Origin of the sequence: Helicobacter pylori, from assembly GCF_021062735.1 — a bacterium.
Taxonomy (GTDB): Bacteria; Campylobacterota; Campylobacteria; order Campylobacterales; family Helicobacteraceae; genus Helicobacter; species Helicobacter pylori_DN.
Genome location: NZ_JAHXLB010000001.1, coordinates 35069 through 47265 on the forward strand (window position 1 = coordinate 35069; position 12197 = coordinate 47265).

Consider the following 12197-nt stretch of genomic DNA (forward strand, 5'->3'; position numbering starts at 1 on the left):
GAGTTAAGGGGTTTTGCGTTTCTCTATCTTTTTTAAAATTGTCGCTTTGTTTATGGTAACGCTCTTTAGTTTTGGAGCGTTCGCTTACTATTTCGTGTCTTCTCAAATCAGTCACGAAAACTATCAAAACGAAATGTGCCATTACCAGTTTGTTACCACTATCAATGAAATTTTAAATAACTACTCCGATTACAGAGCCATAGAAGATTACCTCTATAAAATTGGCTTTAGAGGAACCACAATAGAAAATTTAGAAAAGGTTTTAGCCAAAAGACGCCACCAGTTGCACCACAGAAATATTGGGTATGCTGAAGTGTTTAAATTCAGCGACATGGTTTTTATCCTTTTAAAAAAGGATGAGCATTTTGTGCTTTATAAAGATTTGCATTCGGTTTCTTACAGGAATTATTTCTTAGCTATTACGGTGGGTTTATTATTGATTTTATTCCTCTTTTTATTTGTTTTGCAGAGTTTATTGCCCTTAAGAGAGTTAAGATCTCAAGTGAAACGCTTCGCTCAAGGGGATAAAAGCGTGAGTTGTAAAAGCAAGCAAAAAGATGAAATAGGGGATCTGGCTAACGAATTTGACAATTGCATCCAAAAAATCAATGCGATGAATGAATCTCGGGTTTTGTTTTTGCGCTCCATCATGCATGAATTACGCACCCCTATCACTAAGGGCAAGATACTAAGCTCTATGCTCAAAGAAGAGCTGTCTTACAAGCGCTTTTCATCTATATTTGATCACTTGAACATGTTGATTGAGCAATTTGCCCGCATTGAGCAGCTCGCTTCCAAAAATTATGGGAGCAATAAAGAAAAATTTTTAATGAGCGATTTGATAGACAAGATTGAAAAAATGCTTTTAATTGATGAGGATAAAAAAAGCCCTATCCATGTATCCTCTTCAAATTACATCATTGAAGCGGATTTTGAATTGTTTTCTATAGCGTTAAAAAACATGGTAGATAATGCGATCAAATACAGCGATGACAAACAGGTGTTTTTGGATTTCATAGGAAATAATTTAGTGGTGTCCAATAAAAGCAAACCTTTAAAAGAAGATTTTGAAAAATATTTGCAACCCTACTTCAAATCTTCTAACCCCAGCCAAGCCCATGGTTTTGGGTTAGGCATATATATCATTAAAAACGCTTTAGAGGCTATGGGATTGAATTTGAGCTATTATTACAGCAATGGAAGAATTTGTTTCACTATCCATGATTGCGTTTTTAATAGTTTTTACGATTTAGAAGAATATAATGAAGAGCTACCCCCCCCCCCCCCCGAAAATTTGAGAGAGGTGAGCGGAATGAAGGGGATAGAAAAAGCCAATTATGGGGTTAAAGAAAAACAATAAAGAGGAGAACATGTTCAAACGATTGAGAAGATTACGAAGCAGCGAAAACTTAAGAGCAATGCTAAAAGAAACGCGTCTGAATATTGATGATTTCATCGCTCCCTTATTTGTCATAGAAAGCGATAGTTACATTAAAAATGAAATCAGCTCCATGCCTGGCGTTTATCAAATGAGTATAGAGTCTCTTTTAAAAGAATGCGAAGAATTAGTGGGTTTAGGCGTCAAAGCCGTTTTATTGTTTGGCATTCCTAAAAATAAAGACGCTACAGGAAGCCATGCGTTAAGTAAGGATCACATTGTCGCAAAAGCCACCAAAGAGGTTAAAAAACGATTCAAGGATTTAATCGTTATAGCGGATTTGTGTTTTTGTGAATACACCGACCATGGGCATTGCGGGATTTTAGAAAACGCTTCTGTGTCTAACGATAAAACGCTAGAGATTTTAAACCTTCAAGGGCTTATTTTGGCTGAAAGCGGTGTGGATATTCTAGCCCCAAGCAACATGATGGATGGGAATGTTTTGAGCTTGAGAAAAACGCTAGAAAGGGCCGGGTATTTTTACACGCCCATCATGAGCTATTCCACTAAATTTGCGAGCAGTTACTATGGGCCTTTTAGAGATGTGGCAAACTCTGCGCCGAGTTTTGGCGATCGCAAAAGCTATCAAATGGATTACGCTAATAAAAAAGAAGCGCTTTTAGAAAGTTTAGAAGATGAAAAACAGGGCGCGGATATTTTAATGGTGAAACCGGCTTTGGCGTATTTGGATATTGTTAAAGAAATTAGAGATCACACTTTGCTCCCTTTAGCGCTCTATAATGTGAGTGGGGAATACGCCATGCTCAAACTCGCGCAAAAACACAACCTGATCAACTATGAAAGCGTTTTATTAGAAACGATGACTTGTTTTAAAAGAGCGGGAGCGGATATGATTATTAGCTATCATGCCAAAGAAGTGGCTAACTTATTACAAAGGAATTGAATGGGACGAGCGTTTGAATACAGAAGAGCGGCTAAAGAAAAACGATGGGATAAGATGAGTAAGGTTTTCCCCAAGCTCGCCAAAGCGATCACCCTAGCGGCAAAAGAGGGCGGGAGCGAGCCGGACACGAACGCCAAACTACGAACAGCGATTTTAAACGCTAAAGCGCAAAACATGCCTAAAGACAATATTGACGCAGCGATTAAAAGAGCGAGCAGTAAAGAGGGGAATTTGAGTGAAATCACTTATGAGGGTAAGGCGAATTTTGGCGTGTTAATCATTATGGAATGCATGACTGATAACCCCACTAGAACCATTGCTAACCTTAAAAGCTATTTCAATAAAACGCAAGGGGCGAGCATCGTGCCTAATGGCTCTTTAGAATTTATGTTTAACCGAAAAAGCGTGTTTGAATGCTTGAAAAATGAAGTAAAAAATTTGAAACTCAGCCTAGAAGATTTAGAATTCGTTCTCATTGATTATGGCTTGGAAGAATTAGAAGAAGTAGAAGACAAGATTATTATTAGAGGGGATTATAACAGCTTCAAGCTCTTAAATGAGGGGTTTGAAAGCTTGAGATTGCCCATTTTAAAAGCGGGTTTGCAACGCATCGCCACAACGCCCATTGAATTGAATGACGAACAAATGGAGCTTACCGAAAAATTACTGGATAGGATTGAAGACGATGATGATGTGGTCGCGCTTTATACCAATATTGAGTGAAATGCAAAAAGGCTCAAAGTATTTTTAACAAAACCAACAAAAAATTTTGTTGCTATAAGCTTGTAAAATCCTATAAAAAGTTATAAAACTCCTTTTTTATTGGATTTTAACCTTATTTTGATTGAATAAAGGTTTTTGTTTTGATCAAATATGAATAGCTTTATTCAATATTCTTTTTTAAAAAACTTGTTTTTAAGCTTTTTATAGTTAATTTTTATTTTGTGGTAAAGTTATTTTTTAGAGCGGATAGGGGGATTTTGAAATAACCCCCCCTTTAACCCCATTAAATCCCCTAAAGAGCACTTTAAAAAATTATCGCTTGTGTCTGTGTAAGCTCTTTTATATTTGTTTTAAAACGCCTTTGAGTGTTTTTTATTATCAATATGAGAATAAATCCAAACCCTAGATTTGCAGATTTTTAATCTCAATACCCATCAATAGAGACGCTTCAATCCCCATTTGATAGTGCGAAAGTGGAAAGATTTCTGTAAGATGAGTTTTAATCATTAGCCCCTTAAACTTTGGCTTATTGCGTATCATCTTGCGTGTCGTTTTGCGCGTCATCTTGCAAATCATCAGACTTCTTGCCAATCACTTCTTCTAACACTTTACAGCTACCACTAAAGCCTAAAGCGCACCCTTTCTTATAATATAAAGTGGCTTTATCCAAATCCTTTGGAGTGCCCTTACCCGTGTAATACATCACCGCCACATTATGACAACCGCTCCCTTCTTTTAAAGAACAACCCTTTTTATAAAGATTCAAGGCTTGCTCTTCATTTTGTCTGACATAAAGACCGGCTTCATACATGTATCCCAAGCTCACACAGCTCGCTCCGTCTTTTAAATGGCACCCTCTTTTAAAATTCGTAAGGGCTTTTTTCAAATCCTTCTGTACGCCTTTTGCGTTCCTATACATATACCCTGCAAAGTTACAACTAATGCCGTAATTCAAACTGCAAGCGTATTTAGAAAGAGAAAGGGCTTTGGCATAATTTTGCTTAACGCCTATGCCATTAAAATACATAAAACCTAAACTCCCGCAGCTCACCCCACCCTTTAAGTGGCACCCTCTCCTATAGTAATAGATAGCCTTTGGAAGATCTTTTTGCACGTCGTCGCCATCTTCATACATAGAGCCTAAACTCGCGCAAGCTAAATGATTCCTTAAATTGCACCCTCTTTTGTAATAAAAGACGGCTTTTGGAATATTCTGATCCACGCCATCGCCATCTTCATACATAGAGCCTAAACTCGTGCAACCAACCCCCACCCTTAAATTACAGCTCCTCTTATAAAAAGCCACCGCTTTATGGTAATTCTCTCTCTTAAAGGCTTGAGTAGCCATCTTAAAATATTTCTCACCGGTTGTAGCCACCAAATGACTGAAACAGCTTGCCATTAAAAACAAAATCAAAAACCACTTTTTAGTCCAACTCTTTATCATCTCATTCCTTACAAAACTAAGCCAAAGCTCACACAAAGAAAAATCAGTAAAACCCCAATCTAATTGGTTATTATAGTATAATATTGTCAAAAAATAAATTCAACTTTAGATTAAATTTAATTAAAAACCTATTTTAGGAAAACAACTTAAAATGAGTATCATTATTCCTATTGTCATCGCTTTTGACAACAACTATGCCATGCCGGCTGGCGTGAGCTTGTATTCCATGCTAGCTTATGCTAAAACAGAACACCATGATAAAAGACTTTTTTATAAAATCCACTGCCTGGTGGATAACTTAAGCCTTGAAAACCAACAAAAATTAAAAGAGACTCTAGCCCCCTTTAGCGCTTTTATGAGCGTGGATTTTTTAGACATTTCAACCCCTAATCTTTACACCATTTCAGCAGAACTCTCTGCGATTGATAAAATCCATGAAGCTTTTTTGCAACTCAATATTTACGCTAAGACTCGCTTTTCTAAAATGGTCATGTGCCGTTTGTTTTTGGCTTCTTTATTCCCGCAATACGACAAAATTATCATGTTTGATGCAGACACTTTGTTTTTAAACGATGTGAGCGAGAGTTTTTTTATCCCACTAGATGACTATTATTTTGGAGCGGCTAAAGATTTTTCTTCTCCTAAAAGCCTTAAACATTTCCAAACAGAAAGGGAGAGAGAGCCTCGCCAAAAATTTTTTCTCCATGAGCATTACCTTAAAGAAAAAGACATGAAAATCATTTGTGAAAACCACTATAATGTTGGGTTTTTAATCGTGAATCTAAAGCTATGGCGCATGGATCATTTAGAAGATAAACTATTCAATTTAGCCCATCAAAAAGGCCAGTGCGTGTTTTGCCCTGAACAGGATCTTTTAACGCTCGCATGCTATCAAAAAGTTTTAATCTTACCTTATATTTATAACGCCCACCCTTTCATGGCCAATCAAAAACGCTTCATCCCTAACAAAAAAGAAATCGTCATGCTGCATTTTTATTTTGTAGGAAAACCTTGGATTTCACCCACTGCTTTATATTCTAAAGAATGGCATGAGACTCTTTTAAAAACCCCTTTTTATGCCGAATATTCCGTGAAATTCCTTAAACAAATGACAGAATTTTTAAGCCTTAAAGACAAACAAAAAACCTTTGAATTTCTTGCCCCCCTACTCAATCCAAAAACCCTTTTAGAATATGTCTTTTTTAGATTGAATAGGATTTTCAAACGCTTAAAAGAAAAATTTTTTAACTCTTAGCGTTCTCGTTTGGGCAACACGCTATAAGCGAATTTAACATAAATCGCTAAACTGATCAAAAGCACTGCCACGCCGATAGCCAAATACACCGCATAAGTGATTTTATCCGGTTCGCTCACACTGAATTTAAACACGAGCATTAACGCTTCAATGGCTAATGCGATAATGATAGAGCCTAAAAACCTGATCATTGTGCGGTGGATCGCATGGTGGTTGTCCCCACTATTTTTACCCAAAACTTCCTCTTCAAAAATCGCCTTGACTAGATCAAAGGTGGCTAAGGCTAGGGTTAAAAGCACAATGGGGTGGAACACTTCTTTAATGTCAAAACTGCTAAAATTGACAATCGCTGTCCAAAAGCTAGAAATGCATTTCACAAATAAAAGCAACGACACTAAAGTGAGCATGATAGAAATCATAAAATACATGACCATGCTCCCTTCGCTAAAGGTCCTGAAATACTTTGAAGGCGAGCTGATTTCAATCGCCACCCTCAAAGGGATTTGCAAGCACACCACAAACGCCAAATCGTTATTTTGATCATACACCGGGTAAGATGCGCTCACTACCAAATGGTTTCCTTTTTTAGAAGGATAGGGGTCGGTTAAAATGCAACGCTTTTCATTCACGGCTTGATAAAAATAATATTTATCGCTAAAACTGGCATGCGATTCTAATTCAATCCCTTCTGTTAAATCATGCTCTAATATCCCTTCCTTATGCCCCTGCTCTTTAAGTTGGCTTGGCTTAAGAATTAGCATGCCTTTAGCGTCTAACACAAAAAAACTTTTTGCCATTTTGATTTCAGCATGCATTTTTCTGATCTGTTTGTTTAAATAATCCAAAGTGATTTCAGGGAGATGGTTGCGGATATTGTGCGAAAACAAATAGGTAAGATAAGCGTATAACTCGGTGCGGATCTTGGAATATTGGACAATGTCTCTACTTAACATCAAAAGGCCTTTAAAAAAAATTTTATGCGATGAATTGTAGCACTTGTTTTAAAGAATTATTTAAACCACCCCTTGCGTCAATGATAAAGGAGGCGTTTTTTTCATAGAGGGCTTGGCGTTTTTCAAAAAGTTCTTTGGCTTGAGTGAGATCATTCAAAAGGGGGCGTTTTTCCCTTTCTTTTTGATTCAAACGCTTAATCAAGGTCTCAAAATCAATCTTGAGGTAAAAAGTTGTGCCTAAACCCTTAAGATTTTCATGCATCACAATGCCCCCACCGGTAGAAATGATATGGGGGGTTTTGAGCGTTTTTAATTCATCAATCAAATTTTTTTCAAACATCCTGAAATTGTCTTCGCCAAGCTCTTCAAAAATCTCCCTCACGCTCAAGCCCACCCTCTCGCTAATGATCATATCCGTATCCAACACTTCCAATTTCAAAGCAAGCCCCAATTCTTGTGCTAAAGAGCTTTTACCGCTCCCCATAAAACCGATTAAGACTAAATGCTGCATGCTTTTATTTCAATTTTAATTCATACGCCCCGTTTTTTTCTTCCAAAAGATAGCGGTATTTCCCGTCTAAAATGAGCGTGATGCGGTAATAATCTTTGTGCGTGCCGACTTTAATGTGAGAAAAAAACTTCTGGTTTAAATCCCTATTTTGATAAATATCCAAAGGACCTTTTTGCGTGTCTAACACGATTCTATAAGGATTGACTAGCACAAAAGAGCGCAAAATTTTATAAGGGGAGCGCAAGATCATCGTGTTGTTTGCCATTAAAAAATCAAAATCTTGGATCTGGTAGCGTTTTTCAAAGGCGTCTTGATTAAGGGTGTGTTGGGAGAGCTTTAAGGGGTAATGCCAATCAATGCTTTTATCAATGCCCACGACTTTAGAATGGATAGAGCCATCAATATCCTGGTAAGTGAGCGTGATTTGTTTTAAAATCCTAGCGCTCGTGGGCAAATCCACATGGATTTCTTTAAAATAGCTATCATAGATCCCATTAAAGCCCCCTTGCAAATTCTTGGAATTGATTTCAGGCTCAAAAGGGTTGTCTCTGGCTAACAAGATGCTTAAAACCACCACCAAACCTATCATCTTTTTTAACACTGCCATTTCCTTAAATCTAATCTCTAGGCCGTAATTCCCTCAATTCAAACAAACGCTTTTGCAAACGCACGTTCTTGCTTTGCAATTCGGTGATTTCTTGTTGCAATCGTTCATGCTTGTCTCTTAAATCCAAATAAACCTCTAAAGAAGAACCCCCAAAAAGCAACTTCCCTAAATAATACCCAAACCCAAGTAGTAAAAGGAAAAAGACAATAAGGGAGCTATGGCTATAAAAAAAATCTCGTGCTTTGTTGTCTTTGATTTCATCGTTTTCAAAAAGGCCACTAGCCATGCTTAAACAACTCTTTGCCAATATAAATCCCCCCTTTTAATTCATGCTCAATCTCTAAAAGGCGGTTGTATTTGGCGATCCTTTCACTCCTTGCGGTGGATCCGGTTTTGATTTCTCCCGTATTGAGCGCGACCGCAAAATCAGCGATAAAGCTGTCCTCACTCTCCCCGCTTCTATGGCTCATCACGCATTGATAGGCATGGTGTTTGGCTAATCTTATGGTTTCCAAAGTCTCACTAATGGTGCCGATTTGATTGGGTTTGATTAAAATGGCGTTCGCAATGTTTTTTTCAATGCCTTTTTGCAAGATGCTTGCGTTCGTTACAAACAAATCATCGCCCACTAATTGGATTTGACGCCCTAATTCCTTGCTCAAAAACGCCCAACCCTCCCAATCGTCTTCGCTCAAACCATCTTCAATGGATACAATCGGGTATTTTGCCACCAACTCTTTATAATAAGCCACTAATTCATGCGAATCTAGAATCTTATTTTCACCCTTTAAATGGTAATTGAAATGTTCATCCACTAACTCACTGCTCGCCACATCTAAAGCGAGCGCTATCTCTTCGCCTAATTTATAGCCGGCTTTTTCAATGGCTTGAGAAATGATTTCAAGGGGTTCTACATTGTTGTTAAAATTAGGCGCAAAACCCCCCTCATCGCCCACGCTTGTGAGCTGATTCTTTTCATCTAAAAGTTTTTTAAGCGTGTGATAGACTTCCGCACTCGCTCTTAAGGCTTCTCTAAAACTCTCAAACCCTAAAGGCATGATCATGTATTCTTGAAAGTCTATGGAATTATTCGCATGCGTTCCGCCGTTGATGATATTGAGCATCGGCACAGGCAAAGTCAGAGCGTTAGCCCCCCCTAAATAGCGGTATAATGGCAGATTTAAAGCCTTCGCGCTAGCCCTTGCTAACGCCATAGAAACGCCCAAAACAGCGTTCGCCCCTAAATTAGCGTAATTAGGCGTGCCGTCTAAAGCCCTTAACCTCTCATCTACAAAGGCTTGATTGATCGCTTCAAGCCCTATTAAATTGTGTTTGATCACGCTATTGACATTTTCGCATGCCCTTAAGACCCCTTTACCCAAAAAACGGGTTTTGTCATTATCCCTTAATTCTAACGCTTCTCTTTTACCAGTGCTCGCCCCGCTAGGCACAATCGCGCTCGCCTTAGTGTTATCGCTTAAAATCACGCTGGCTTGAATGGTAGGATTGCCCCTACTATCCATCACTTCTAAAGCATGAATATCTTTAATGGTTAGCATCAAAATCCTTTTTATTCCATTTCTTCTAAAGGCTCATCGGGTAAGGGCATAATCTCTTCATTAGAGCCAATACTCTCTTTAATCTTAAGAGTGATTTCATTCGCCAGGGCTTTATCTTCTTTCAATAAGGCTTTAGCGTTTTCTCGGCCTTGCCCTAGCTTTTTATCCTGGTAGCTAAGCCATGCCCCGCTCTTATCCACAATGTCTAATTTCACGCCATAATCAATGATTTCGCCCTCTTTAGAAATCCCTTCTCCAAACATGATGTCAAATTCCGCTTCTCTAAAGGGCGGAGCGACTTTATTTTTAACGACTTTGGCTTTAGCCCTATTGCCAATATGCTGTTCATTTTGTTTTAAAGCGGCGATTCTTCTAATATCAATCCTAACGCTCGCATAGAATTTTAAGGCATTACCCCCGGTTGTGGTCTCTGGACTCCCATAACCCGTCATGCCAATCTTCATCCTGATTTGATTGATAAAAATGAGAGTAGTGTTCATCTTGTGCAAGACACCGGTGATTTTCCTTAACGCATGGCTCATAAGCCTTGCTTGCAAGCCCACATGCTGATCGCCCATATCCCCATCAATCTCCGCTTTAGGCGTAAGAGCCGCCACCGAATCCACCACCACTAAATCAATCCCTCCGCTTCTGGTGATCGTTTCTAAAATCTCTAAAGCTTCTTCGCCTGTGCTTGGTTGGGAAACGAGTAGATTTTCCGTATCCACGCCCAACCTCTTAGCATAATACACGTCTAGGGCATGTTCAGCGTCAATGAACGCACACACGCCGCCATTTTTTTGGCATTCTGCAATAATATGCAAGCTTAAAGTGGTCTTCCCGCTTGACTCTGGCCCATAAATTTCAATGATCCTACCCTTTGGAACGCCCCCAATCCCTAAAGCCAGATCCAACCCTAACGAGCCTGTAGAAATAGCGTCAATCTTTTCTACTTGCTTATCCCCAAGGCGCACCAACGCCCCCTTACCAAAAACCTTGTCAATTTGTTTGATCGCTAAAGAAATCGCTTTTTGTTTGTCTTCATCTATTGCCATTAAATTACCTTATTGAATTTGATTTGTTTATTCTATCAAATCCTAGCCTAAAATCTATTATAATAAAAGGACTTACCCTATCACAAAAGGATTTTACTTTGATTAGTGTCGCTCATAGCCCTGATGCTGATGATATTTTCATGTATTATGCGATTAAGTTTGGCTGGATAGATTGCCCCATTAAAAATAAAACATTCCACAACATTGCCCTTGATATTGAAACCCTAAACCAAGAAGCCCTAAAAAACACTTATGATGTGAGTGCGATTAGCTTTGGGCTATACCCTAAAATTGCGAACGATTACGCATTACTCCCCACAGCGACAAGCTTTGGGAATGGCTATGGGCCTAAATTAGTGAAAAAAAAGGGCGTGAAATTGAAAAAAGATTTTAGAGTCGCATTAAGTGGGGAGCACACCACCAACGCTCTCTTGTTTAAGATCTATTACAAACACGCGCGCATCACTTACATGAATTTTTTAGACATTGAAAAAGCGGTTTTGGAAGAAAAAGTGCATGCGGGCGTATTGATCCATGAAAATATTTTGGATTTCCATGATGAATTAGAAGTGGAAAAAGAATTGTGGGATGTTTGGAAAGAACTCATTGAAATGGATTTGCCCTTGCCTTTAGGGGGCATGGCGATTAGGCGATCCATCCCCTTGTATCGCGCGATTTTGATTAAAAAGGCTTTGATTAAAGCAGTTGAAGTCGCTTTAAAACACCAAAATTTGCTCTCTGAAATGCTGTTAGAGCGCTCGCTCATTCGTGTCAATAAAGAGCGGTTACAAACTTATTTAAGCTTGTATGCGAACGAAACTTCAACGCGCTTAAGCGAGATTCAAATTCTCGCCATAGACAAGCTTTTTGAATTGGGCTATCAGCATGGGTTTTATGCCAGTTTGTTAAAGACTAAAGATTGCTTGCTCACTGATGCATATTTAAAATACCGTTTTTCTTAATCCAATTCTAGTTTATGTGTAAGCAAGTAACGGATCACCCCATACAATAAAAGGATTTTTAAAAAATCCACTCCCCATAAAAGATAGTATTGTTTTTCTTGCAATTCTTGTTGTTGCAAGAAATAATAAAACCCCTCATTGATGCTTAAATGAGAATGCATTAAGGGCAGTAACGAATTAAACGCTAATTCCAAAACAACCCCCACCAAAATGAATAACAGCCCCCCCAGTAAAAAACGCGCTTTTTTGATCCTAGCAGCGTTTAAAACGCTCAAAACAAATAAAAATTTCATTAAAACAAGCCCTAAAAACAGCGCAACGCCTATAGTTTTAGTGGGTTTTAACGCAAAGGTTTTTAAAGCGGTGTGCAAGATAAACAGCACGCTGGATTGCGCGTTAAAAAGATAATAGCCCAAACGCACGCTCGCCACAAACCAGAACAAACTGAAGATAAAAAACACCATGGGGAGCAAGATTTTAGGGAGCAATAAAGACTCTAAACTAACGGGTAAAGAAAAGCTTAAAACCCCCCTTTTAGAAAAAAGCGCGTTGAGGTTTTTGATCGCTCCCACACTGATTGCGGCCAGTAAAAACGCCCCCAAGACAAAAAAAAGCGTGTAACTTAGGGTGAGCATGGTCGTTTCTTCAGTGCTTTGAGAGGAAAAACAAACCGCTAAAATAGTGAGCGTTATTAAAAAATTCCCCACAACAACATTCCCTAATTGCCCCAAAGCATCATGTTTAAAAACTTTTAAAAAACCCATAGCCTTATTATACCCGTTT

At 38.6% G+C, this 12197-nt stretch carries 13 protein-coding genes; 5 read left to right on the forward strand and 8 right to left on the reverse strand.

The window, feature by feature from the left end; all coding sequences use genetic code 11:
• The first annotated feature begins 13 nt into the window (after positions 1 to 13).
• From arsS to KX581_RS00210, 3 genes are read left to right on the forward strand one after another with little or no spacing between them, the layout of a single operon-like run.
• Positions 14 to 1360 carry an acid-sensing histidine kinase ArsS gene (gene arsS / locus KX581_RS00200; protein ID WP_231175268.1) on the forward strand — a complete coding sequence of 449 codons (1347 nt, stop codon included), beginning with the start codon at positions 14 to 16 and terminating at the stop codon, positions 1358 to 1360.
• 10 nt (positions 1361 to 1370) lie between these two features.
• Entirely contained in the window at positions 1371 to 2342 is a 972-nt protein-coding gene (gene hemB, locus KX581_RS00205; protein ID WP_231175269.1) for a porphobilinogen synthase, read from the forward strand.
• The gene (locus tag KX581_RS00210) at positions 2343 to 3065 is read left to right on the forward strand and encodes a YebC/PmpR family DNA-binding transcriptional regulator (protein WP_180509791.1); all 723 of its coding nucleotides are present in this window, start codon (positions 2343 to 2345) and stop codon (positions 3063 to 3065) included.
• Positions 3066 to 3591: 526 nt separating this feature from the next.
• On the opposite strand, the gene KX581_RS00215 is transcribed toward KX581_RS00210, so the two are convergent.
• Positions 3592 to 4512, reverse strand: coding sequence for a tetratricopeptide repeat protein (locus KX581_RS00215; protein WP_231175270.1), 921 nt, complete (start codon positions 4510 to 4512; stop codon positions 3592 to 3594).
• Between the two features lie 151 nt (positions 4513 to 4663).
• Between KX581_RS00215 and rfaJ the strand changes: the two genes are divergently transcribed.
• A complete protein-coding gene (gene rfaJ / locus KX581_RS00220; protein ID WP_231175271.1) occupies positions 4664 to 5767 on the forward strand; it encodes an HP0159 family lipopolysaccharide 1,6-glucosyltransferase in 1104 nt (367 codons plus the stop codon).
• On the opposite strand, the gene KX581_RS00225 is transcribed toward rfaJ, so the two are convergent.
• From KX581_RS00225 to recA, 6 genes are read right to left on the reverse strand one after another with little or no spacing between them, the layout of a single operon-like run.
• Positions 5764 to 6720 (reverse strand): PDC sensor domain-containing protein, encoded by a 957-nt coding sequence (locus tag KX581_RS00225; RefSeq protein WP_101024596.1) that lies wholly within the window; start codon positions 6718 to 6720, stop codon positions 5764 to 5766. The two genes, rfaJ and KX581_RS00225, sit on opposite strands and share 4 nt — an antisense overlap.
• A gap of 22 nt (positions 6721 to 6742) precedes the next feature.
• The gene (locus KX581_RS00230; RefSeq protein WP_078241011.1) at positions 6743 to 7231 is read right to left on the reverse strand and encodes a shikimate kinase; all 489 of its coding nucleotides are present in this window, start codon (positions 7229 to 7231) and stop codon (positions 6743 to 6745) included.
• 4 nt (positions 7232 to 7235) lie between these two features.
• Entirely contained in the window at positions 7236 to 7832 is a 597-nt protein-coding gene (locus KX581_RS00235) for an AMIN domain-containing protein (RefSeq protein ID WP_162972694.1), read from the reverse strand.
• A gap of 16 nt (positions 7833 to 7848) precedes the next feature.
• On the reverse strand, positions 7849 to 8124 hold the full coding sequence (locus KX581_RS00240) for a hypothetical protein (protein ID WP_000146212.1): 276 nt from the start codon (positions 8122 to 8124) through the stop codon (positions 7849 to 7851).
• Positions 8117 to 9397: a phosphopyruvate hydratase gene (eno, locus tag KX581_RS00245; RefSeq protein WP_231175272.1), complete on the reverse strand. Its 1281-nt coding sequence runs from the start codon at positions 9395 to 9397 to the stop codon at positions 8117 to 8119. Before eno ends, KX581_RS00240 begins: the two co-directional genes overlap by 8 nt.
• An 11-nt stretch (positions 9398 to 9408) precedes the next feature.
• On the reverse strand, positions 9409 to 10452 hold the full coding sequence (gene recA / locus KX581_RS00250; protein ID WP_000963114.1) for a recombinase RecA: 1044 nt from the start codon (positions 10450 to 10452) through the stop codon (positions 9409 to 9411).
• Between the two features lie 98 nt (positions 10453 to 10550).
• Here recA and KX581_RS00255 point away from each other — a divergent pair, with 98 nt between their 5' ends.
• On the forward strand, positions 10551 to 11414 hold the full coding sequence (locus tag KX581_RS00255; RefSeq protein WP_231175273.1) for a menaquinone biosynthesis family protein: 864 nt from the start codon (positions 10551 to 10553) through the stop codon (positions 11412 to 11414).
• On the opposite strand, the gene KX581_RS00260 is transcribed toward KX581_RS00255, so the two are convergent.
• On the reverse strand, positions 11411 to 12178 hold the full coding sequence (locus tag KX581_RS00260) for a hypothetical protein (RefSeq protein WP_120872458.1): 768 nt from the start codon (positions 12176 to 12178) through the stop codon (positions 11411 to 11413). The two genes, KX581_RS00255 and KX581_RS00260, sit on opposite strands and share 4 nt — an antisense overlap.
• Positions 12179 to 12197 lie beyond the last annotated feature (19 nt).